Annotated in this window: 23 protein-coding genes; 5 read left to right on the plus strand and 18 right to left on the minus strand. The window is 62.1% G+C overall.

The genetic code is table 11. The annotated features are described in order from the left end of the window. The 16 genes from NKH31_RS12580 to NKH31_RS12655 all read right to left on the minus strand — a co-directional run bounded on the left by NKH31_RS12580 (position 1) and on the right by NKH31_RS12655 (position 16,278). A complete protein-coding gene (locus tag NKH31_RS12580) occupies positions 1-1,536 on the minus strand; it encodes a complex I subunit 4 family protein (RefSeq protein ID WP_254862142.1) in 1,536 nt (511 codons plus the stop codon). Then, positions 1,533-3,554: an NADH-quinone oxidoreductase subunit L gene (gene nuoL / locus NKH31_RS12585; RefSeq protein WP_254862143.1), complete on the minus strand. Its 2,022-nt coding sequence runs from the start codon at positions 3,552-3,554 to the stop codon at positions 1,533-1,535. The genes NKH31_RS12580 and nuoL overlap by 4 nt, the downstream gene beginning before the upstream one ends. 1 nt (position 3,555) lies before the next feature. Then, positions 3,556-3,858 (minus strand): NADH-quinone oxidoreductase subunit NuoK, encoded by a 303-nt coding sequence (nuoK, locus tag NKH31_RS12590; RefSeq protein ID WP_254862144.1) that lies wholly within the window; start codon positions 3,856-3,858, stop codon positions 3,556-3,558. Next, positions 3,855-4,334: an NADH dehydrogenase subunit 6 gene (locus NKH31_RS12595; RefSeq protein WP_254862145.1), complete on the minus strand. Its 480-nt coding sequence runs from the start codon at positions 4,332-4,334 to the stop codon at positions 3,855-3,857. Before NKH31_RS12595 ends, nuoK begins: the two co-directional genes overlap by 4 nt. Next, positions 4,331-4,615, minus strand: a complete 285-nt coding sequence (locus NKH31_RS12600) for an NADH-quinone oxidoreductase subunit J (RefSeq protein ID WP_254862146.1) — start codon at positions 4,613-4,615, stop codon at positions 4,331-4,333. The genes NKH31_RS12595 and NKH31_RS12600 overlap by 4 nt, the downstream gene beginning before the upstream one ends. After that, positions 4,612-5,073 carry a NuoI/complex I 23 kDa subunit family protein gene (locus NKH31_RS12605; protein WP_254862147.1) on the minus strand — a complete coding sequence of 154 codons (462 nt, stop codon included), beginning with the start codon at positions 5,071-5,073 and terminating at the stop codon, positions 4,612-4,614. Before NKH31_RS12605 ends, NKH31_RS12600 begins: the two co-directional genes overlap by 4 nt. Continuing rightward, positions 5,070-6,203 carry a complex I subunit 1/NuoH family protein gene (locus NKH31_RS12610; protein WP_254862148.1) on the minus strand — a complete coding sequence of 378 codons (1,134 nt, stop codon included), beginning with the start codon at positions 6,201-6,203 and terminating at the stop codon, positions 5,070-5,072. The genes NKH31_RS12605 and NKH31_RS12610 overlap by 4 nt, the downstream gene beginning before the upstream one ends. Further along, positions 6,204-7,877, minus strand: a complete 1,674-nt coding sequence (locus tag NKH31_RS12615; protein WP_254862149.1) for an NADH-quinone oxidoreductase subunit D — start codon at positions 7,875-7,877, stop codon at positions 6,204-6,206. Further along, on the minus strand, positions 7,874-8,599 hold the full coding sequence (locus NKH31_RS12620; RefSeq protein WP_254862150.1) for an NADH-quinone oxidoreductase subunit B: 726 nt from the start codon (positions 8,597-8,599) through the stop codon (positions 7,874-7,876). Before NKH31_RS12620 ends, NKH31_RS12615 begins: the two co-directional genes overlap by 4 nt. Further along, entirely contained in the window at positions 8,596-9,000 is a 405-nt protein-coding gene (locus NKH31_RS12625) for an NADH-quinone oxidoreductase subunit A (RefSeq protein ID WP_254862151.1), read from the minus strand. The genes NKH31_RS12620 and NKH31_RS12625 overlap by 4 nt, the downstream gene beginning before the upstream one ends. A gap of 1,130 nt (positions 9,001-10,130) precedes the next feature. Continuing rightward, complete coding sequence (locus tag NKH31_RS12630; protein ID WP_254862152.1) at positions 10,131-11,279, minus strand: hypothetical protein; 1,149 nt, start codon at positions 11,277-11,279, stop codon at positions 10,131-10,133. A gap of 413 nt (positions 11,280-11,692) precedes the next feature. After that, positions 11,693-12,475, minus strand: coding sequence for an ABC transporter permease subunit (locus NKH31_RS12635; RefSeq protein WP_254862153.1), 783 nt, complete (start codon positions 12,473-12,475; stop codon positions 11,693-11,695). 84 nt (positions 12,476-12,559) lie between these two features. Then, positions 12,560-13,342 (minus strand): ABC transporter permease, encoded by a 783-nt coding sequence (locus NKH31_RS12640; protein WP_254862154.1) that lies wholly within the window; start codon positions 13,340-13,342, stop codon positions 12,560-12,562. Then, positions 13,342-14,259 (minus strand): ABC transporter ATP-binding protein, encoded by a 918-nt coding sequence (locus tag NKH31_RS12645; RefSeq protein ID WP_254862155.1) that lies wholly within the window; start codon positions 14,257-14,259, stop codon positions 13,342-13,344. The genes NKH31_RS12640 and NKH31_RS12645 overlap by 1 nt, the downstream gene beginning before the upstream one ends. Positions 14,260-14,327: 68 nt before the next feature. Then, positions 14,328-14,969 carry an AIR carboxylase family protein gene (locus NKH31_RS12650; protein WP_254862156.1) on the minus strand — a complete coding sequence of 214 codons (642 nt, stop codon included), beginning with the start codon at positions 14,967-14,969 and terminating at the stop codon, positions 14,328-14,330. A 136-nt stretch (positions 14,970-15,105) separates the two neighbouring features. Continuing rightward, the gene (locus NKH31_RS12655) at positions 15,106-16,278 is read right to left on the minus strand and encodes a 5-(carboxyamino)imidazole ribonucleotide synthase (RefSeq protein ID WP_254862157.1); all 1,173 of its coding nucleotides are present in this window, start codon (positions 16,276-16,278) and stop codon (positions 15,106-15,108) included. Positions 16,279-16,517: 239 nt separating this feature from the next. Between NKH31_RS12655 and NKH31_RS12660 the strand changes: the two genes are divergently transcribed. The 5 genes from NKH31_RS12660 (at position 16,518) to NKH31_RS12680 (ending at position 20,285) form a co-directional block, all read left to right on the plus strand. After that, positions 16,518-17,456, plus strand: coding sequence for an ABC transporter ATP-binding protein (locus tag NKH31_RS12660; protein ID WP_254862158.1), 939 nt, complete (start codon positions 16,518-16,520; stop codon positions 17,454-17,456). Continuing rightward, positions 17,453-18,298 (plus strand): ABC transporter permease, encoded by an 846-nt coding sequence (locus NKH31_RS12665; protein ID WP_254862159.1) that lies wholly within the window; start codon positions 17,453-17,455, stop codon positions 18,296-18,298. Before NKH31_RS12660 ends, NKH31_RS12665 begins: the two co-directional genes overlap by 4 nt. An 86-nt stretch (positions 18,299-18,384) precedes the next feature. Next, positions 18,385-18,795 carry a 6,7-dimethyl-8-ribityllumazine synthase gene (gene ribH, locus NKH31_RS12670; RefSeq protein ID WP_254862160.1) on the plus strand — a complete coding sequence of 137 codons (411 nt, stop codon included), beginning with the start codon at positions 18,385-18,387 and terminating at the stop codon, positions 18,793-18,795. A 36-nt stretch (positions 18,796-18,831) separates the two neighbouring features. Further along, entirely contained in the window at positions 18,832-20,016 is a 1,185-nt protein-coding gene (locus NKH31_RS12675; protein WP_254862161.1) for a pyridoxal phosphate-dependent aminotransferase, read from the plus strand. Positions 20,017-20,138: 122 nt separating this feature from the next. After that, positions 20,139-20,285 (plus strand): hypothetical protein, encoded by a 147-nt coding sequence (locus tag NKH31_RS12680; protein WP_254862162.1) that lies wholly within the window; start codon positions 20,139-20,141, stop codon positions 20,283-20,285. A gap of 15 nt (positions 20,286-20,300) precedes the next feature. Here the strand turns inward: NKH31_RS12680 and NKH31_RS12685 are convergent, their stop codons facing one another. Continuing rightward, the gene (locus NKH31_RS12685; protein WP_254862163.1) at positions 20,301-20,726 is read right to left on the minus strand and encodes an FAD synthase family protein; all 426 of its coding nucleotides are present in this window, start codon (positions 20,724-20,726) and stop codon (positions 20,301-20,303) included. A 106-nt stretch (positions 20,727-20,832) separates the two neighbouring features. Then, entirely contained in the window at positions 20,833-21,333 is a 501-nt protein-coding gene (locus tag NKH31_RS12690) for a Mov34/MPN/PAD-1 family protein (protein ID WP_254862164.1), read from the minus strand. Positions 21,334-21,351 lie beyond the last annotated feature (18 nt).

A 21,351-nucleotide genomic window follows, 5' to 3' on the forward strand; every position in this document is an offset into this window, starting at 1 on the left:
TTAGACGTCACCTCCGTGTAGTTCGACGATCGGGTCGGCGGCGTCGGTGATCATCTCGAAGATCACGTCGGGGGCGACGCCGAGCAGGACGATCAACCCCAGCAGGACGATCATGGGCGCGATGTCGTGAATCGGTGCGCGTCCGATCTCGTAATCGGTCTCGAGTCGGAACGGCCCGAAGAGACTCCGTTGCATCGCAAAGAGCAGATAGCCCGCGACGATCACGATGCCGAACATCGCGAGCGCGGTGAACACGGGCGCGTAGGATAGAAGCTCGGAACCGAACGCGCCGTAGAAGATGGCGAACTCGGCGTAGAACCCGCTCATCAGCGGCAGGCCCATGTAGCCGAACGCGCCGGCGATCAGGATCCAGACGGCGATCGGCATCTTCGAAGCGAGCCCGGACATGTCGGTGACCATCCGGGTGTGGGTCGCGTTGTAGATGACGCCGACGGCCATGAACATCAGCCCGGAGATCAGGCCGTGGCTCACCATCTGGAAGGTGGCGCCGCCGATACCGAACTGGGTGAACGCGACCAGCCCGAGGATGACGTAGCCCATCGAGGAGACCGACGAGTAGGCGACGATGCGTTTCAAGTCGGTCTGGGCGAGCGCGAGCATCGCCCCGTAGATGACGCTGATCACCGCGACTGCGGCGATCGCCAGGGCGAACGTCTCGACCTGATCGGGGAACATGGTGAAGTTGAATCGCAACAGCGCGTACGTCCCCATCTTCAACAGGACACCGGCCAGCAGTACCGACGCGGGCGTCGGGGCCTCCACGTGGGCGTCCGGAAGCCAGGTGTGGAAGGGGACGACGGGAACCTTCACGGCGAAGCCAACGAAGAGCGCGACGAAGATGAGCGACGCCAGCGTCGACGTGCCGAGACCGAACATGGTGTGCTGGAGTCCCTCGGCGTGGAACGCCTGCGTGAGTTCGGGCAGGGCGAAGCTGGTGACGGCGTCACCCATGGCGAAGACGAACGCCATGAACGCACCGAAGAGCACCAGCGAGGCGACGTTGGTGTAGACGAAGAACTTGATCGCGGCGTACTTTCGACGCGGACCGCCCCAGATGCCGATGAGGAAGTACATCGGGATGAGGACGGCCTCCCAGAAGATGAACCAGACGAAGAAGTCCAGCGCGACGAAGACGCCGAGCAGGTTGGCCTCGATAAAGAGCACGAGGCCGTAGAACTGCGACTGGCGCTCGTCGATCGGCGTCCACGAGCTGACGATCGCCAGCGTCGTGAGCACGGTCGTCAGTACCACGAGCGGCAGGCTGATACCGTCGAGGCCGACGAACCACGAGATTTCGTAGTCGGCGAGTGAGAACCAGCTCGCCTGCGATTCGAACGCGAGGTCGCCGCCGAGCAGCGCGTTACCGCTTCCGTCGAAGGCGGCGAACAGCCACAGCGAGATGGCCGCGGGAACGAGACTGACGACGAACGCCAGTTTGCCGGCGACGCGATTCGGTGCGAGGAACGTTACGGCTGCGCCGACGAATGTGACCGCGAGTAACAGCTCTATCATCATACGAACCAGCCTCCGTAGACGCCGAGGGCGACGAGTAACGCGAGGAATCCGAGCACCAGCAAGGCGGCGTAGTTGGTCACCAGTCCGGTCTGAAGGCGCGAGACGCGACCGCCGCCGAAGAGACTCACGCTACTGACGCCGTTTACGAGCCCGTCGATGACGGTCTGGTCGAATCGGTCGGTAAAGCGCGCCGTCGGCAGCGTCACGTCGCGGGCGAGCCAGACCTGGTACTCGTCCTGGTAGTAGTTCGCTACAGCGATCTCACGTGCCCGACCCAGCCGCTCGGTGTGTCGAACCGGCTCGGGGACGTTGTACAGCTTCCAGGCGAGACCGGCACCGCCGAACGCGAGCGCGAGCGAGAGTCCCGCCGCGACGATGACGTCGAACGGCTCCCAGCCGGCGAGTTCGGTCGCGTAGACGTCGCCGATGAGGTCGCTGTAGGCGAGGTAGGTCGCGCCCTCGACGCCGCCTTCGAGCCACTGGTGGAGGAACTCGATGTCGAGGTTCGCGAGTTTCGCCACGGGGGCGAGGTTCAAGACGCCGGCGACCACGGCGAGAACGCCGAGGACGACCAGCGGCACCTTTGCCGGGATGCCGATCCCGTGGGGCTTTTCCGCGGCGTCAGTTCGGGGCTCGCCGTGGAAGGTCAGCAAGATCATCCGGAAGGTGTAGAAGCCGGTGAAGAAGACGGCGACGAGCGCCATCAGGTAGGCGAGGAGGATGAGCGGCTCGTTCGCCCCGACGATCATCGCGTCGTAGAGGATCTCGTCTTTCGACCAGAAGCCGGAAAACGGGATGATGCCGGCGAGCGCGAGTGCGCCCGCGACGAACGTCCAGTAGGTGACGGGCATCTTCTCCTTGAGCCCGCCCATCTTCCACATGTCCTGTTCGTGGTGCATGGCGATGATGACCGCGCCGGCCCCGAGGAACAGTAGCGCCTTGAAGAAGGCGTGGTTGATCAGGTGGAAGACGCCGGCGACGTAGCCACCGACGCCCAGCGCGAGCATCATGTAGCCGTACTGGCTAATGGTCGAGTACGCCAGCACCTGTTTGATGTCGTCTTTGACGCAGCCCATCGTGGCCGCGAAGAGCGCCGTAAAGCCGCCGACGAAGGCGATTATCGCGAGCGCCGTCGGTGACAGGGCGTAGTAGCCGAACATCCGTGCGACGAGGTAAACCCCGGCGGCGACCATCGTCGCCGCGTGAATCAGCGCCGAGACGGGCGTCGGACCTTCCATCGCGTCGGGCAACCAGGTGTGAAGCGGGAACTGGGCGGATTTACCCAGCACGCCGCCGAGCACCAGCAGTCCGGTGATCGTTATCCACTGCTCGGCGGAGAGATCGCCCGGAATCCAGGCGTCGCCCTCGCCGGCCAGTGCGTCCTGGGCCGCGTTGACGAACGACGCGTCACCTGCGAAGTTGAGCGTGCCGAAGGACGCCGCGATCGCCACGACGCCGATCAGGAAGAAGTAGTCCCCGAATCGCGTGACGAGGAACGCCTTCTTTGCGGCCGACGGCGCAGAGCGCGTCTCGTACCAGAAGCCGATCAGGATGAACGAGCACAGCCCCACCAGCTCGAAGAAGATAAAGGCCATCAGCAGGTTGTCCGCGATGACGAACGCGAGCATGCTGAACGTAAAGAGCCCGAGGCCGGCGTAGTACCGCGGCAGGCCGGTCTCGCCCTCGGCGTTCATGTAGCTCAGGCTGAACACGTGAACCAGGAATGCGATCAGCGAGACAACGACCAGCATCAGCGCCGAGAGCTGATCGACCAACGCGCCGAAGTGAAAGGTGATGTCGTCGGTCGCCACCCACGTGTAAAGCGATTCGTTGTACGGTTCGTCCGCGCTGTAGACGGCACCAACCATCCCCAGCGAGAGGACGAGCGATCCACCGGTCGCCACGATACCCGGAATCGCCCCCTTCATCGGCAGGTAGCGGCCGAAGAGTACCGTGATCGCGAACGCTACCAGCGGGAAGAGGACGATCGCGGGTGCGTAACTGAACAGTCCTTCCATCTTACCACCTCATCGTCGTCGGTGCCGTCACGTCGATCGTGCCGTAGTTTCGGTGCAGTACCAGGATGATGCCCAGGCCGACGGCGACCTCCGCCGCCGCCAGCCCGAGAACGAACAGCGTGAACACCTGTCCGGTGAGCGTCCCGTAGTAGAGTGCGAATGCGACCAGGTTGATCGCCGCTGCATTAACCATCAACTCGACGGACATCAAGAACATCAGGGCGTTGCGACGGGTCAGGATGCCGAACAACCCGATGCAAAACAGCGCGGCGGACAGGCCGAGGTAGTGCTCGATGCCGATCATCGGTCCTCACCTCCCTCGTCCGCAGGTGTCTCTGCGCTGTCTTCGGCCGGATCGATGTCGCGACCGCCGTCGGTTCCCGTAGCGGCGTCACCGGCTGAACCGGCGGACGCGTCGAGCGTCGAACTACCACTCGATCCGACGTCGCCGAACGCGGCGGGCCGGGCCGACTCGCCCTCGTCTTCGCGCTTTGCGAGGACGAGCGAGGCGTCGAGCGCGGCGTCTAACACGATCGCGATCAGCAAGAACGCGAGCAAGAACGGCTCGGTCCCTGGAACGCCCTGTTCGGCCTGGAGCGTCTCGAAGTCGAACATGGCGTATCCGATGGCAGAGACGACCGAGACGTCTCCGAACTCGCCGAACTCGCCGAAATTGGCTCCGGCGATCGTGGCGACGAAGACGGCGAGCAGCCCGAGCGCGAGTACGCCCGGAAGGAGCCGGCGGCCGAGCGGGACGAATCTCGGTCGATTCGTACTCATGGCTCACCACCCGTCGATTCACCGACGGCGGAGTCGACCGGCTCGTCGGCCTGGGTCAACATTACGGCGAACGTGATCAGGATGAGCACCCCGCCGACGTAGACGAGGACCTGGATCACCGCGATAAACTCCGCCGCGAGCATCACGTAGTAGACTGCGACCGAAAGCAACGAGACGCCGAGCATGAGCGACGCGTGCCACGGATCTCTGAGCAGCACGACGCCGAGGGCGCTCCCGAGGGTGACGGCGGCGAACAGGTAGAACGTAACGGCTTCCATCATTGGTAGTCCACCTCGCCGTCACCTTCGCCGATCCAGCCGCCGCGGTCGGGCTCTCTGGCCTCCAGCGGATCGATGTCTTTGTACCACGGAACGGCCTTCAACTGCTCTTTGTTGTAGACCAGGTCCGACTTCGTGTCGCCGGTGAACTCGAAGTTCTGTGTGAGCAAAATGGCGTCGGTCGGACAGACTTCCTCACAGAGGCGACAGTAGATGCACTGGCCGATGTGAAGGTTGTACTGTTCGCCGTTTCGCTGGTCGTCCATCACGATCTGGATGGTGTCGTTCGGACAGACCTTCTCACACTGGCGACACCAGATACACCGTTCCTGGCTGAACTTGTGGACGCCCCGGAACCGCGGGGAGACGTCCGGACTCTCTTCTGGATACTCGACGGTGAACGTCGAGCCGTCCAGTGCGTGTCGCATCGTCGTGGCCATCGATTTCAGTAATCCGATCATGCAATCACCCCGGCGTCAACGAGGACGGCGACGATGATCGCCGTCAACAGCAGGTTCGCAAACGAAAGGACCAACAGTCCCTTCCAGCCGATTTCGATCAACTGGTCGATTCTCACCCGCGGCATCGCAGAGCGCAGCCACTGGGTGAGGAAGAACACGCCCCAGATCTTCACGAGGAACCAGAACAATCCAAGCCATTCGGGGCCTGGACCGGCCGGTCCGCCGAGGAAGATGGTCGCGATGATCGCCCCGCCGAGGAAGATGTGGATGAACTCGCCGAGGTAGATCAACACGAAGTTGACCGAGGAGTACTCGGTCTGGTAGCCGGCGACGATCTCGGTCGGCGCCTCGGGCGTGTCGAACGGGTTGCGCCCGACTTCGGCGAAGTTCGCGATCAGAAACAGCACGAACGCGAACGGATTGACGAGGGCGTACCAGGCCGGAATATCGAGGCCGATACCGGGTATCGTCGCGAGCGTGTTCTCCGTCTGTACGGCGACGATCTCCCCCATCTGGAGCGTTCCGGCGAAGATGACCACCGACATCCCGGTGACGATCAGCGGAATCTCGTAGGCGATGTTCTGGGCGACCGCGCGCAGTCCCCCGAGCATCGAGTACTTGTTCGCCGAGGCGTAGCCGGCCATCACGAGCCCGAGACTGGTGATGCTCGCGACGGCGAAGACGAACACGAGCCCGACTTCGGGGTCGGCCAGGTGGATGCCGCTTCCCATCGGGATGACGGCGAAGCCCAGCAGCGCCGTACTTGCGATGATGATCGGCGCGATGTCGTAGGCCGGTCGATCGACGTTCTCGGGGACGATGTTCTCCTTCGAGAGCAGTCTGACCGCGTCGGGGATGATGATCCCGACTCCGCCCGGGCCGATCTGGTTGACCGCGATCCGGTCGGTGAACGCGGCGGTGATCTTGCGCTTGGCCCACGGACCGGCGAGTGCGGTCATCGCCAGCATCAGATTCCCGATCAGAAACGCGGCCAGAAACGCGGCGAACAACTCGCCGGCGAGGCCGAACTCGCCGAGACCCGTGAGGTCGGCGACCCGCTCGGGTAACAAGATCGTCCCGTCGTCCGCTTGCATCGGCGTGAGCGTCGCCCCTGTCTCTCCGGACGCCATCTATCGGTCCACCTCCCCGAGGACGATGTCGAGGCTGCCGAGCGAGGCGATCAGGTCCGGGATGAACTCGCCCTGGACCATCACCTCTAACGCCGAGAGGTTGTGGAAACACGGACTCCGGATCTTAAAGCGTGCGGGTTTCTGCGAGCCGTCCGAGCGGATGTAGATGCCGAGTTCGCCCTTGGCTCCCTCGACGGCACGGTAGGTTTCGGTGTCGGCGTCCGGCTTGAGCGTTCGCGGCACGTTCGACTGTATCTCGCGGTCGTCTTCCGGCCACTCTTCTAAGAGATCGACACACTGTTCGATGATCTTCGCCGACTCCTCGACCTCTTGCATCCGACAGAGGACGCGGCTGTAGTTGTCACAGCCGTCCATCGTCACGACGTCCCAGTCGAGTTCCGGGTAATAGCCGTAGGGGTCGTCACGCCTGAGGTCGTAATCGATCCCCGATCCGCGCGCGACGGGCCCGGTACAGCCGTACTGTTTGGCGTCCTCGGGTGTGAGGATGCCCGTATCGACGCAGCGAATCTGGAAAATTTCGTTCGTGACGAGCAAATCCTCGTACTCGTCGAGTTTTGCCGGCAGTTCGTCCAGGAAGTCACGGGTCTTCGTGAAGAACTCTTCGCGGGGTTCCGGGAGGTCCCAGGCGACGCCGCCGAGTCGGAAGTAGTTGAACATCAATCGCTGACCCGTGAGGTCCTCCAGAATGTCCTGGACGACTTCGCGGTCGCGAAAGGCGTACTGGAAGACCGCGGTGAAGTCACCGAAGACGTCCAGCGCGAACGTTCCGAGCGCGAGCATGTGACTCGCGATCCGACAGAGTTCGGCCCCCATCGTCCGCAGCACCTGCGCGTACTCGGGGACCTCGAGATCCGCGAGGTCCTCTGCCGCGCGCGCGTACGCCCACTCGTTCAGCAGACCGGCCGAGACGTAGTCCCAGCGGTCCGGGTAGGGCATGATCTGGTGGCGGTAATTGCCCTGTTGGCACATCTGCTCTTCACAGCGGTGGAGATAGCCGATGTCCGGGTCGACGTCGATGACTTGCTCGCCGTCGAGCACCGCCTTGACGTGGAGCACGCCGTGAGTCGCCGGGTGGTGTGGACCGACGTTCAAGAACATCGTGTCGCTTTCGGCGTCGCGTTCGTCGGCCTGGATCGGGTTCTCGTGTTCGGCGAAGCGGACGATCTGTGGCTTGTCCTGATCGTAATCGAGCGAGAGCGGGTGGCCCTGCCAGGTTTCTGGGAGCAGGATCCGCCGCGGATCGGGGTGGCCCTCGTAGTCGATGCCGACGAGGTCGAACGCCTCGCGCTCGTGCCAGTCGGCCGTCCGGAAGACCGGTTCGGCCGACTGACTGACCGGCTCGTCGACCGACGTCGGAACGACGATCGAGACCTCCTGGGTCGGGTCGGCGTAGGATTTCAGGTGGTAAATCGACTCGTACCGATCGGCGTACTGCTGGGCGGTCAGACACGAGCAGTGATCGAAGTCGAGTTCGTCGCGCAGATCCGAGAGGACGCGCTGGACGTCGTCCGGTCGGACGACGAACCCGGGCGCGTTCAGGTGGTCGTCGCGACCGATCGCCCGCTCGCCGAGGACCGATTCGATGTCGGCTTCGGTCACGTCGTTGCCGACGGTCGAGACGTCGACCGAGGGGACTTCTTCGCCCGTGCTCATGGTGAATCAGCCCAGTTGTAGCGCATGACGAGGTCGTCCTCGTCGATCTGGTCTGCGAGTTTCTGTACGAGTTCGTCCTGTGGCAGGTCGCCGAACTCCTCGAGTTCGTACGGTTTGACCGTCACCGGCGAGGATTCGCCGTGTTTGATCCGCTCTTGCAGCTTGAGGATGCCGTAGATCAGCGCCTCGGGTCGTGGCGGACAGCCCGGGACGTGGATGTCGACGGGGATGATCTCCTCTGCACCCTTGACGACGTTGTAGCCTTCCTGGAACGGGCCGCCGGAGATCGTACACGAGCCCATGCCGACGACGAACTTGGGTTCGGGCATCTGATCGTAGACGCGCTTCATGCGCGGGCCGAACTTCGAGACGATCGTTCCGGGGACGATGATGACGTCCGCCTGTCGGGGCGACGCTCGGGGAACGCCGGCGCCGAAGCGATCCAGGTCGTGCTTGATCGCGTACGTGTGGATCATCTCGATGCTACAGCAGGCGATGCCGAACTGCAGCATGAACATCGAGTTGCCGCGGACCCAGTTCATGAACTGGTCGAACTTCGTGAGGATGAACGGCGTCGAGCCGAAGGCCTCGCGGAGTTTCGAGTTCATCCGGTCGTCCGGACCGGGGCCCATTCTGGCCTCCTGGGTGGTTCTCGTGGGGGCCGTGCTGTCGTAGATCTCCTGTCGGGGTTCACCCGACGTCGGTTGTGGTTCGTTGCTCATTTACGATCGACCTCGGACGTGACGCGGCTCGTTCGTGTCCACTGGACGGCTCCGTTGCGCCAGGCCCACGCGAGTCCGACCAGGAGGATCGCGACGAAGGCGAGCATCGGGGCCAGTGCCTCGATGGCGCCGTATTCGTCGAGTGCATCCGTGTAGACGACTGCCCATGGGAACAGCAGCGCCGTTTCGATGTCGAAGACGAGAAAGAGAAGCGCGACCATGTAGTACTGGATGTTAAAGCGGATGCGTGTCCCTCCTGTCGGGATCTCGCCACTCTCGTAGGTGGCGCGTTTGCTCGTTTCGGGAACGCTCGGCCGTAGCAGGTACGAGAGGGCCATCATCCCGATGGGGATGGCCACCGCCACGAACGCGAGTGCCCCGATCGCTATCCAATCGTTCATCTCGGTAACGTGCGGGGGTTCGAAACGCACCCATATAAGGGTTGATTCTTCGAATTTCGGGTACGCAGGCCCCAGGGAGGCTGGTTCGTTGAAGATGCATGTGGTCGCTGGGTATGGACGTGAATATTGGGGCGGAAATTCAGAGGTAAGAGACCGTTTGCGTATCCGGCTGATTGCATCGAAGTACGAGGATGACGAATTCGTCAAAAAACCACGGCAATCACCGCTGAAATGGTTGATATCGAATCCATTGATTGTCCACATATCGTTGCGACGCGTGTTCAGACGATCGACTGCACGATCTACGACGGTTTGAGTTACTTGACGAGCGTCGCGCGTTTTGGTCTGCGATAAACCCGTCGCTGTTGGCTCGGCTGTCACCGGCGGTTGCCGCTCAAATGTACCCGAAATCTGCGGTGCCGGTGTCCCTCAGATGGACTTTCACGAGGCGACGGATTCGCAAATGATCTCGCCTGAGAATTCTGTCTCGAATTGCTGGCGGGCTGCAATCAAGAATTGCAGCTCTGTTCGGACAACGAGCTTAGCGTCGTCTTGGCGACCGATCTGCTGGCGATCCAGCTTGGTAACTGTTTTCGAACAGCAATTGAAACAGAATTCTGTCCTTTACATAGCTGAATGAACTTCTCTGGGAGGAAGTTACCTCTCTTCCTCGCGCGTTGAACGTCTTTTCACTAACAAATAGTACTCTTTGACAACTGCGTACACCGTTACTAGTAACCCTAGCCATAATACGAAAAACCAGGTTCCTTCGGCGTACGGAGCGATCTCGTTTAGTATGAGGTTGATCCCTGCGAATAGTGTTATCTGTATACCTAGTATACTGAGTAAGACTCTTTCCATGATTGGTATACGGATATTATACTAAAATACGTTACGAGAAAAATGTACTGTGTCTATTTTTTTGATGTTTCATGACCGCTCCCGAACCAGCGACGAATAACTGCTCGGATTATACAGAATCAAACCTATTATAATAATACCATTATAAACTAGTCAGTGGGTATGACCTCCGAACAGAGCCATTTTCCGTGGTTACGTTCCTATTACCACGGAGACGTTCCACAGTCTAGGTCATAGGCAAACCATTTGTTGTCTCGGTGGCTATTAACTCAACGCCCGCCCAATCGAAGTCCCCATCGAAGATCAGCATCAACTTCTAGTATTCTCGTTGAACCCCCACAGTTATCGTTGTATTTTGCCACGGATCCTATTTCGAATTCAGAACTATACTTTGCGGAAGGACCACTTGAAGACATTACTTCCCATTCATGATGCGTTTTCGCGTCCAACGATGTAGTTCGATCCGTTATTCCCGATTTATCCATCTCTATGCCGGTGGAATATCCGAGCGAAAGATTTGGATTCTGATCCAAGTCTAAGCCGATCGACGCACTGCGGGATTTCGTCACGTCTTCTATCGTTTGTACCGGATCGAGGCCGACCAGCATGGTTGGGCCACTGAATCCATTCCCTGGCTGGTCCCAGTCGTGATGGATGTCGGCTTCACGGTTGCGCCATCCGGTATGGACGGTATTGCTGGCACAGTAATCATCGTGTCCATCGAGACAGTGCTCTCTGCCTGATTCCAATCGTACCTTCGTCCGGGCAGCAATTCGTTCGTCATCCCACGATCTTCTGATTCTGTTGTGAAATATGACCGCACCTGGTCTGATGTCTCCCCCGAATCCCGTACTTGCTTCTTTTGGCGCCTCCCAGTGGACGTAGTCATTCGCGGTACTGTCCCAATCGCCCCAATCAATATCCCAATCTTGCGGTGTGGGTTCATCCGAACTCTGTATTGAATTCGAGATGGACTTCGCATCATCTAAGTATTGATCAGCTTTGGCACGGAGTCTATCCGTTGTCTCGGTCGATTCATCACTCGTCACTTCCGAACCGCCTGTGTGACCACCGGATACGATGTATTGTTCTTGGATCGTGCTGTTGTCACCGCTCTCACTCATCAAAATATTGTACCCGAGTATTCGATCGTTCTCGAACGTCGTTAAATCTAGGTACACTTTCGTTTCGCTATTTGAACGGGTAGCGGATTGTTTCGCAAAGTCCTCACGTAGCTCTCCGATGGCATCTTCATCAATCGGTTTTTCAATCGATCCTCGCAGCAAATCGTACTTATCGGATCTAGTCTCACCATTTCGTATTGCACTCGTCGTTGGAAGTACCGAGAAGGCTCCGATCGCTCCAGCAGCTTGTAACACTGCTCTTCGACCGTTGCCTCTCCATTTTCCTTCTTCCATGCCCATATATTATAGCGATAGAATATAAGCCCATTTGAGAGAATTTAGTAGTAACACTAATATTAAATATTTATCATATTAGATGGTGCGGGGGTGATATCTGGCATATTCAACCAAAATCCAAATATAATCATTGAGTCTATCCTGAATTATCCTTCTTCCCTAATTTTCAAAATTTTGCCTCGACTGAATAGTGCGAGCGAAATAATGCCGGGTCGGTAGGCTGATGCCTAACCGAAGTTTGGTGGTCGACCAGAGATACCATCTCGATATAATGAAGGGATGGTTCCGGAAATCGCCTCATATCGTGGGTATGCGCTCACCAGCTACGACGTGAGTGTCAGATCGTCGTCGTCGATCGAACGAGTGGTCGGGCGCCATCGCCAGCACAGAAACTACCTGCCACTCATCGATCAGATATCCCGACGCGTAAACGCCACGACGGCGATCGCCACGAGCACGGCGAAGACGATCAGCAACACTGCCGCGTCACCGTAGGCGTACTCCTCGTGGACGAGGATCTCCGTCTCCTCGTAGTATCGACTCGGTGTGAGCGCACCGACCCACTCCAGATCTTCGTTGATCCGCGAGAAGGCGTCGATCAACCAGAGAACGAACACGACCGTGATCGCCGCCGCCCGAGCGCTTCTCACGTGGCCGGCGACCGCCGAGATGGCGAGTCCGATCGTCCCGCAGACGAGCAGGTACGGGATCGAGAGGAGGTGGACCATCGCGAGCGCGACCGGGTCGATCGACTCGCCGATCACCAGCGCGCCGACGTAGACGACGACCGGAACGGCGACGTTCAGGACGACGATCGGCACCCACAGCGACGCCACCTTCTGGAGGACGACCGACTCCCGCGAGACCGGGTTCGAGAGCGTGAGGTCCATCCGCCGGGACCGCACGTCGGCCGCGATCAACCCTGCCCCGACGTACGCGAAGTAGATCGCGAGCAGGACGACCCAGAAGAACGAGTAGACCTCCGCGGCGATGAAGCCCTCGATGGTGTCGAGGGCGTCGATCCCGAACATCTCGAAGAAGAAGTCCGGAAAGCCTTCCATGAGCTCGTCGATCTCCTCCTCGATGCCGGGAAACATCGAGAAGTACATCGCGGACAGCAGGGCGAAGACGACGACGAGCGCCACCGAGCCGCGGACGCGCTTTCGCGATTCGAGGCGGAGGATGGCCGTCATCGAGACCCCTCCGCGTTCCCCGGTCGGTCGGCGACGGTTCGTCTCCGGGCGCGGTCGCATCGCGGAACGTACGGGTCGTCCATCTCAGAGATCCCTCCGGACGAAGATTGCGGTTGCGACGGCCACGAGCGCGAGAAACGCCGCGAGGAGGATTCCCGCGTCGCCGTAGGCATACTCGTCGTGGACGAAGATCGCCGACGAGTCGTAGTAGTACGCGGGACTGACGTAGCCAACCCACTCGTAGTCGGGCGACATTTCGGCGATCCCTTCGATTAACCAGAGGAGAAACACCACTCCGATCGCTCCGAGCTGGGCGGTCTCGACGCGATCGATGGCGACCGAGAACACCAGGCCGATCCCGGCACAGACGAGTAGGTACGGGACCGAGAGGAGGTGAGCCACCGTGAGGACGAGCGGATCGATCGATTCGCCGAGAACGCCGACCCCGGCGAGAACAATGGCGATCATGCCCGCGTTCAGGACGACCAGCGGGAGCCACATCGCCCCGATCTTCTGGAGGACGACCGACTCGCGGGAGACCGGATTCGAGAGCGTCAGATCCATCCGTCGCTCGCCGACCTCTCGCGAGATCGTTCCGGCGCTAACGTAGGCAAAGAAGATACCGCCGAAGAGAACCCAGAGGAGCGGATACGCGTAGCCGGCGACGAAGCCCTCTATCGTGTGGATCTCTTCGAATCCCAGAAACGCCTGCAGAACCGGCGGCATCGCCTCATCGAGAACGTCCGCTTCGTCGGCGAAGCCGGGAAACGCGGCGAACAGGAACCCCGCGACGAGGGCGAACAGTCCGACCAGCAGGGCCGACGGGCGCAGGAGCCGAACCGACTCGAGCCGGAGGATCGCGTACATTACGCCTCCGTGGTGATATCGTCCTCGCGGTCGTCGACCGTTCCGTTCCCGTAGTAGTGCTTGAAGATATCGTCGAGCTGTGGGTTAGCGATCTCGATGTCGGCGACGTCGTACTCGGTCAGGTGCGAGAGCAGCGCGTTGTACTCGCCGGTGTAGGTGAACTGGATCGAACGGTCGACGATCTCGACGTCGATCATCGACGGCGTGGTGAACGCCGCTTCGTCGAGCGGCTCGTTCAGAAGGATCCTGACGTCTTTTCCACCCTGTTCGATGAGGGTGTCGATGTCCTCTAAGGCGACCAGTTCGCCGTCCCTGATAATACCCACCCGGTCGCATATCCGCTGGACTTCGCTCAGGACGTGCGAAGAGAAGAAGATCGTCGTCCCGGCGTCGCGTTCCGCCTCGAGGAAGTGATGCAACCGGTCCTGCTTCAACGGGTCGAGGCCGGAGGTGGGCTCGTCCATGATGACCAGATCCGGATCGTGCATGAACGCGTTGACGATGCCGAGCATCTTCTTGTTCCCGTGGGAGTACTCCTCGATCTTCCGGTCTAACGGGGGGTGAAACAGCTCGAGCATCTCCTCGCGTCGGTCGTCACCCCGCATCCGGGCGAAGTGGTCGAGCACCGCTCGGCCCGTCAGTCGCTCTTCGAACCCGAGATCATCCGGCAGGTAGCCGATCCGGGCTTTCGTCTCGACGAGCGCCCGTCGGTCTCGGATGTCCGTCCCGAGAACTGTCGCGGAGCCGTCCGTGGGTTTGATGAGCCCCAGAAGCAGCCGTATCGTCGTCGTCTTCCCAGCGCCGTTCGGCCCCAGGTAGCCGAAGATCTCGCCCTCGTCGACGGCGAACGTCACGTCGTCGTTCGCGCGTACGTCTCCGTAGTGTTTGCTGAGCCCGTCCAGCTCGATAACTCCCATGGCGACGGTTTCGCGGGCTGATACGAAAAAAGCAGGTGGTGATTCCACCGGGTAAACCGCCGAAGACGTTAGTCCCGTTCGGCCGAGAACGTCGCCGTCCCGTCGTCGTGCAGTCGCTTCGAGACCTGCCCAACACCCTCTCGCAAATCGTCGTGGTAGACGACCAGCCGATCGCGAAGTTCCTCGTGTTTTCGGGCGAGGATCTGGGTCGCCGAGAGCGCCGCGTTGAACGACTTGCCGGCGTCGACGGCGACGATGGGCGCGCCCGTCGGCATCCCGATGACGCTGTCGACGGACTTCTCCTGGACCGGAACGCCGATGACGGGAAGCGGGTACGCGATCGACGCCGTCATGTTCGGCAGGTCGGCCGACTTCCCGCCCGCCCCCGCGATGATGACCTCGATGCCGCGGTCTTCGGCTGTCTCCGCGTAGGCGGTCATCAGGTCCGGCGTCCGGTGGGCCGAGGTGACGTACGTCTCGAAGGTGAATCGCTCGGACGGCGGGTCGTCGAAGTCGGTCTGTTCGGCGAAGCCGAGTTCGTCGACGAGCGCGTCGTAGGCCCCGCGCCGTCGGCCGCCGGTCAGCATCACCTCGAGGTCGGAATCGCTCCCCATGACGATACCGACGTCGGGGGTTTCGGCGGCGGGACGGTCCCGTGTGGCTTCCTCCCGAAGGCGTTCGATCAACTCGGAGACGGCCGTTTCGGTCATGGGGAGAGGTTGCTTCCGGGTCGCTATGAAAGGTGTGGGTTGGCTATCGATACGGACGTACTCGGTTCGGCCCGATATTCGTCAATAGACCTGTGGTAGATCTCTCCCACTCGCGAATCATCGTCGTGTACCGACGTCACTCCTCGAACGTCACCGCCTTTCGAAGCCCGGTCGCCCGCGAGAGTAGCGTCTCGACGTCCTCCGCTCCGGATCCAGTTACCGTGACGTGGCCCATCTTCCGAAGGGGACGGGCCTCTTTCTTCCCGTACCAGTGGAGGTGGGCGCCGGGCGTCTCGTGGATTCGTTCGACGTTTCTGAGCGTGGCGGGGACCGTTTCGTCGACGTCGGCGAGCAGGTTGACAAGCACCGTTTCACAGCGCAATTCGGTCGATCCGAGCGGCCAGCCCAGCACCGCTCGAACGTGCTGTTCGAACTGCGAGGTGCGCGCGCCCTCGATGGTCCAGTGGCCGGAGTTGTGGGGTCGCGGTGCGATCTCGTTCAAGAGGATCTCGCTCTCGCCCCCCGGCGTCTCGCGCTCGAAGAACTCGATTCCGTACACCCCGCGACCGTCCATCACGTCGAGGACGTCGAGGGCCACCTCACGAGCGCGTTCTCGCGCGGCGTCGCTCGAGCGGGACGGAACGATCGTTTCCCTGAGGATCTCCTGCCGATGGACGTTCTCGCCGACGGTGAACGTTTCGCGCTCGCCGTACCCCTCGACGGCGATGACGCTCACCTCTCGCGCGTAGTCGACGAACGACTCGACCATCGCGGGACCGGCGACCGCCTCCAGCGCCGCCTCCGCGTCGTCTTTCGACTCGACGGGGACGTTCCCTCGGCCGTCGTAGCCGCCCGTCCGGGCTTTGAGCATGACGGGTGCCCCGTAGTCGTCGATCGCCGCCCGAATGTCCCCGGCGTCGTCGACCGCGCGGAACGGCGGGACGGGAATTCCGGCGGCTTCGAGTTCGCGCTTCTGGACGAGCTTGTCGTGAATCGTCCGCAGCGTTCCCGGCTTCGGGTGGATCGGGACGCCGGTCTCATCGCCTACCCGTTCCAGTGCGTCCTGGTCGGCGAGTTCGATCTCGAATGTGAGCGCGTCCGAGCGCTCGGCGAGACGCCGGATGGCGTCCTCGTCGTCGAAGTCGGCGACCAGCTGATCGCGGACGACCGGCGCGGCCGGACAATCGGGCGTCGGATCCAGGACGATTACCTCGACGCCCAGCGGCGCGGCCGCTTCGCCCAGCATTCGTCCGAGCTGTCCACCACCGACGACCCCGAGCGTCGGTCCCGGCGTCCGTAACGTCGTCATTGACGGTCGTTGCAGGGGCCGGCGCATAAGAATTCTCACTTTGCACGGGCGCTATCCGTCGGGTCTGCCCGACTCGAACGCCGCCACTCCGATGAACGGTCAGGTCATTGAATAGAATGGGCGGCGAAGGCCACCGTAATGCACGTCGGATCGCCGATCGAGCGTGACGGGTTCGGTCCGGACGGCCGCACATCCCGATGCGTCTGGTCCAGCAGTACGCAGGAGGGTGATCGTCCCGTATGAACGCGATCGAACTGCAGGGGCTGACCAAGCGCTTCGGCTCGGTCACGGCCCTCGACGACGTCTCGTTCGCCGTCAGGGAGGACGAGATCTTCGGCTTTTTGGGGCCGAACGGTGCCGGGAAGTCGACGACGATCGGACTGCTGCTCGACTTCGTCAGGCCAACGGCTGGCTCGGCGACCGTGCTCGGCCACGACGCCCAGCAAGAGAGTCGAGCGGTGCGCCAGCGAACGGGACTGCTCTCCGATCGCTACTCGCTGTACGATCGATTGACCGGTCGCCAGCACCTGGAATTTGCGATCCGGGCGAAGGACGTCGACGACGACCCCTCCGAATTGCTCGCTCGGGTCGGCCTCGAGGACGCCGCCGATCGCAAGGCGGCCGAGTACTCGACGGGGATGGGTCAACGACTAATGCTCGCGGCGGCGCTGGTTGGCGAACCCGACCTGCTCATCCTGGACGAACCGTCGACGGGGCTCGATCCGCGCGCGGCCAAAAAGATGCGCGATCTGATCGAGACCGAACGCGACCGCGGTGCGACCGTGTTCTTCTCGTCTCACAGTCTCGAGCAGGTCGAGGCCACCGCCGACCGCGTCGCCATCCTCAACGACGGGCGGTTGGTCGCGCTCGATACGATCGGCGGGCTGCGGTCGACCATGGGCTCGAGTACGCGACTTCGCGTGCAAGTCGATCGCCCCGACGGTGCGGCGCTCTCGGCCGTTCGCGATCTGGACGGCGTGTGGGCCGTCGATCCCGAGGGACACACGCTTTCGGTCGAGTGCGACCGCGACGCGAAGGTGCGTATCATCACGACGCTCGACGCACACGACGTCGACGTCATCGACTTTACGACCGACGAGCGGTCGCTCGAAGCCGTGTTCATGAACTACACTGACGAAGGAACCGGATCGAAACCGGATCAGGAGGCAAACCGATGAACTGGCCGTCGATCCGCTGGCGTGCGGTCGCGATCAAGGACTTTCAGGACGCCGTTCGCTCGAAGTCCTTGCTGATCGTGACGACGTTGCTCGTGGTGTTCATCGCCGGCGCGGCGTTCGTCTTCGGCGAACTCTTCGACGACGGCGGATCGACGGCGACGCTGGGGCTGTCGCTCGCGGCGCCATCGGCGTTTCTCGTCCCGATCCTCGCCCTGCTCGTCAGCTACCGATCGATCGCCGGCGAGCGCGAGACGGGAAGTATCCGATTCGTCCTCGGGTTACCGCACTCGCGGGCGGACGTCCTCGTCGGCAAGTGGCTCGGCCGATCGGCGGTCGTCGCAGTCGCCATCCTGGTCGGGTTCTCCGCCGGCGCCGTCGTCGCCCTGGTAACGTACGAACTCGATCCGGTGGGATTCGTCGGATTCACGCTGTTGACGCTGTTACTCGGGCTGGTGTACGTCGCGATCGGAACCGGCCTCTCTGCGTGTACGGACTCCGGGGCGAAGGCCGGCATTCTCGTCCTCTCGGTGTTCGTCCTGTTCGAGTACCTCTGGGGACTGATCGGCCTGCTCTTCTTGTACGTCCTGGGCGGATTCGACCCGTCGTTTGCGACTGCCCCGGGCTGGTACGAGTGGTTCACCGCGATTTCGCCGAGCGCGTCATATCAGTACGCGATGTTCGAACTGGTTCCCGGCGGCGCGTCCGCCGCAATGGCCGAACCCGGTGGGGAGGTAGCCATGGGAGCGCTTCCCGTCTGGGTGCCGTTCGTGGTGTTGGGTGGGTGGATTACGTTGTTTCTCGCGCTCGGCTACTGGCGATTCGAGCGAGCCGACCTGACCTGACCAGCCGCGGCGACGAGAACTACCGATCGGTCGCAATTTCGGGCACAAACGGTATCTCTTTATTTCGGCCGTCCGACCCCTCGGGTATGCCCACGCTCGGACTGGTGGTCGCACAGTTCAATCGCCCGATCACCGGAGAGATGGAGGAAGTCGCCCGCGAGGCGGCGGCCGACGCAGGTGCCGACGTCGAAACGATCGTCTCGGTGCCGGGCGTCTACGACGCGCCGCTGGCCGCAGACCGGCTCGCCCGACGCGAGGCGATCGACGCCGTCTGCGTTATCGGTGCCGTCATCACCGGCGATACGGATCACGATCAGGTGATCACCGACGCCGCCGCCCAGCGTCTCTCCGACGTCAGTCTCGAGCGGGACACTCCCGTCACGCTCGGCGTGACGGGTCCCGGGATGTCCGCTGCCGAAGCCAGAGAACGCGTCGAGAACGCCGAAAAGGCCGTCGACGGCGCGCTGACGCTGCTCGCGGAATTGCCGGAACCCTGAATCCCCGAGAACCAATCCATAGACCGTACCACAGCAATGCACTTCGCAGACCGAATCACGAGAGTCGAACCGTCCGCAACGCTCGCCATCTCCGCGCTCGCCTCCGAACTCGAGGCAGAGGGCGCAGACGTCGTCGACCTGAGCGTCGGCGAACCCGACTTCCCGACCCCGGAGAACGTGGTCGAAGCCGGTCAGGAAGCGATGGCCGCCGGCCACACCGGTTACACCACGCCGGCGGGCATCCCCGAACTGCGTGAAACGATCGCCGAGAAGCTCCGTGCTGACGGCCTCGATCACGATCCCGACGAGATAATCGTCACGCCCGGCGCCAAACAGTCGCTGTACGAGGTCATCCAGACGCTCGTCGACGACGGGGACGAGGTCGTCCTGCTCGATCCGGCCTGGGTCTCCTACGAGGCGATGGTAAAACTCGCTGGCGGCTCACTCGTTCGCGTCGACCTCTCGCCCTACGACTTCCAGCTCGAACCGGCACTTTCCGACCTGGAGAACGTCATCTCCGACGGAACCGACCTGCTGATCGTCAACTCGCCGTCGAACCCGACGGGGGCGGTGTACTCCGAGGCCGCGCTCTCCGGCGTCCGCGATCTCGCCGTCGAACACGACGTCACCGTCGTCTCTGACGAGATCTACGGCGAGATCACCTACGGAACCGAACCGACGAGCCTCGGTTCGCTCGACGGTATGGCCGACCGAACCACCACCGTCAACGGCTTCTCGAAGGCGTACTCCATGACCGGCTGGCGCCTTGGCTACTACGCCGGGCCGTCGGAACTGATCGAACAGGCCGGGAAGCTCCACTCCCACTCGGTCTCGTGTGCAACCAACTTCGTCCAGCACGCCGGCGTCGAAGCGCTCACGAACACGGACGAGGCGGTCGCCGAGATGGTCGCCGCGTTCCGCGATCGACGTGACCTCCTGGTGGACCTGTTCGCCGACGAGGGCGTCGACCTCGCCGTCCCGGACGGGGCGTTCTACATGATGATTCCGGTCGGCACGGAGCCGGGCGGCTCGGAGTCGAGCGGCGACGGGCCGCGAGTGACCGACACCGAATGGTGTGAACGCGCTCTCGAGGAAGCACACGTCGCGACGACGCCTGGCAGCGCGTTCGGTGCGCCGGGCTACGCTCGACTCTCCTACGCGGCGAGCGAGGAGCGCCTGCGCGAGGGTGTCGAACGACTGATCGAGAACGATTTGCTCTGAGCGCACTCTCGGCGATCGACTTGCTCTGACCGCGGCGTCTGACGAACGCGGAGTGAAATCGATCTCCGTGTCCGCATTCTTGGACCTGGGGGACTAACTCACTCGTCGATGTGTGGTGTCCTATGAGCTATCAGACGACCCTCGGATGGTCGCTCGTCTCGTCGGGTATCGTAACGCTCGTCCTGAAACTCCTCCCCGGTGACTCGCTGTGGTGGGGTCTCGGATTGCTGGCGCTCGGAATCTGGGTGTTGTACGTCCGTCGGACGTGAACTGGCTCCTACGGGTCAACCGCGTCGATCGAGAATCTCGCCGACGATAAGCCGACTCGAGTAGAGTTCGTCCTCGCCGGGTTCACAGCCGCTCGCCCGCCTGAGTTCACACTGAATTTCCCGTCGCTCGAGTTCGTCGGTGATGGCCTCCTCGTCGTGGTGCTGGTCGTGGCCGAGGGCGATGACGTCGGGACGGAGTTCCTCGATCGGAACGAAGATGTCCGACTCGTGACCGAGGACGGCGCGGTCGACGGGTTCGAGCGCGTCGACGACGTCGCGGCGCTGGGTGGCCGGACAGATCGGTTTCTCCTTGTGATCGACGTTCGCTCGGCGGGCGACGATCACGATCAGTTCGTCGCCCATCGCGGCCGCCTCGCGCAGGTAGTGGACGTGGCCGGGGTGAAGGAGATCGAACGTTCCCTGTGCGACCACGCGCGTCACGGCAGCTCGCCCCCTGTCCGACTGCTCGGACGCGTTCGACCGTCAGCGCAGACTCGTTTGTCAGCGCAGACTCGTTTCGACGCGATTGGTACGCTTCGGTCGGTCCTCAACTCCATTGGAGCTCCTCGTCGATGTCTTGCTGCGTGAAGTGAAAGAAGTCCTCCGTGTCCGGGAGGTCGACGTCGATCACGTTGAGCGTCGTCGGTTGGCCGCTCGAGTCGAACGCCTTCCAGTCGTGGCGGCCGTACGGGGCGCCGACGATCATGTGCACAGAGCCCCGACCGAACGTCTCGAGGTCGGCCTGGCTCGGCCGGAGGACGCCGTTCGGGTGCGAGTGGACGCTCCCCAGCGCTTTGGAGTCGTTCGGTATCGTACTCGTTCGAACCGTCGCACTCACGCTGTTCTGCTCGGTTCCGGGCATCACGAGGACGTCCGTGATGATCACCCCGTCCCGATCGAGCCCGAGTCGAGACGCGTCCGTCCCTCGGAGAAAGCCCATGTACTCGTTCGGGTGGGTCTCACTGGAGGCCTCGATGATGAACTCGAGCGTCTCCTCGGCGATTCCGAGGATCTCGCTCGAGCGAAACAGCGACGAGAGCAGTCCCATACCTTCCATCTGGGCTCT

Origin of the sequence: Halovivax gelatinilyticus (assembly GCF_024300625.1) — an archaeon.
Classification (GTDB): Archaea; Halobacteriota; Halobacteria; order Halobacteriales; family Natrialbaceae; genus Halovivax; species Halovivax gelatinilyticus.

Bases quoted from the DNA above. Each gene is read 5' to 3' on its own strand.
- NKH31_RS12580 (WP_254862142.1), bottom strand. From the start codon at position 1,536: ATGATGATAGAGCTGTTACTCGCGGTCACATTCGTCGGCGCAGCCGTA.
- nuoL (WP_254862143.1), bottom strand. From the start codon at position 3,554: ATGGAAGGACTGTTCAGTTACGCACCCGCGATCGTCCTCTTCCCGCTG.
- nuoK (WP_254862144.1), bottom strand. From the start codon at position 3,858: ATGATCGGCATCGAGCACTACCTCGGCCTGTCCGCCGCGCTGTTTTGC.
- NKH31_RS12595 (WP_254862145.1), bottom strand. From the start codon at position 4,334: ATGAGTACGAATCGACCGAGATTCGTCCCGCTCGGCCGCCGGCTCCTT.
- NKH31_RS12600 (WP_254862146.1), bottom strand. From the start codon at position 4,615: ATGATGGAAGCCGTTACGTTCTACCTGTTCGCCGCCGTCACCCTCGGG.
- NKH31_RS12605 (WP_254862147.1), bottom strand. From the start codon at position 5,073: ATGATCGGATTACTGAAATCGATGGCCACGACGATGCGACACGCACTG.
- NKH31_RS12610 (WP_254862148.1), bottom strand. From the start codon at position 6,203: ATGGCGTCCGGAGAGACAGGGGCGACGCTCACGCCGATGCAAGCGGAC.
- NKH31_RS12615 (WP_254862149.1), bottom strand. From the start codon at position 7,877: ATGAGCACGGGCGAAGAAGTCCCCTCGGTCGACGTCTCGACCGTCGGC.
- NKH31_RS12620 (WP_254862150.1), bottom strand. From the start codon at position 8,599: ATGAGCAACGAACCACAACCGACGTCGGGTGAACCCCGACAGGAGATC.
- NKH31_RS12625 (WP_254862151.1), bottom strand. From the start codon at position 9,000: ATGAACGATTGGATAGCGATCGGGGCACTCGCGTTCGTGGCGGTGGCC.
- NKH31_RS12630 (WP_254862152.1), bottom strand. From the start codon at position 11,279: ATGGAAGAAGGAAAATGGAGAGGCAACGGTCGAAGAGCAGTGTTACAA.
- NKH31_RS12635 (WP_254862153.1), bottom strand. From the start codon at position 12,475: ATGACGGCCATCCTCCGCCTCGAATCGCGAAAGCGCGTCCGCGGCTCG.
- NKH31_RS12640 (WP_254862154.1), bottom strand. From the start codon at position 13,342: ATGTACGCGATCCTCCGGCTCGAGTCGGTTCGGCTCCTGCGCCCGTCG.
- NKH31_RS12645 (WP_254862155.1), bottom strand. From the start codon at position 14,259: ATGGGAGTTATCGAGCTGGACGGGCTCAGCAAACACTACGGAGACGTA.
- NKH31_RS12650 (WP_254862156.1), bottom strand. From the start codon at position 14,969: ATGACCGAAACGGCCGTCTCCGAGTTGATCGAACGCCTTCGGGAGGAA.
- NKH31_RS12655 (WP_254862157.1), bottom strand. From the start codon at position 16,278: ATGACGACGTTACGGACGCCGGGACCGACGCTCGGGGTCGTCGGTGGT.
- NKH31_RS12660 (WP_254862158.1), top strand. From the start codon at position 16,518: ATGAACGCGATCGAACTGCAGGGGCTGACCAAGCGCTTCGGCTCGGTC.
- NKH31_RS12665 (WP_254862159.1), top strand. From the start codon at position 17,453: ATGAACTGGCCGTCGATCCGCTGGCGTGCGGTCGCGATCAAGGACTTT.
- ribH (WP_254862160.1), top strand. From the start codon at position 18,385: ATGCCCACGCTCGGACTGGTGGTCGCACAGTTCAATCGCCCGATCACC.
- NKH31_RS12675 (WP_254862161.1), top strand. From the start codon at position 18,832: ATGCACTTCGCAGACCGAATCACGAGAGTCGAACCGTCCGCAACGCTC.
- NKH31_RS12680 (WP_254862162.1), top strand. From the start codon at position 20,139: ATGAGCTATCAGACGACCCTCGGATGGTCGCTCGTCTCGTCGGGTATC.
- NKH31_RS12690 (WP_254862164.1), bottom strand. From the start codon at position 21,333: ATGGGACTGCTCTCGTCGCTGTTTCGCTCGAGCGAGATCCTCGGAATC.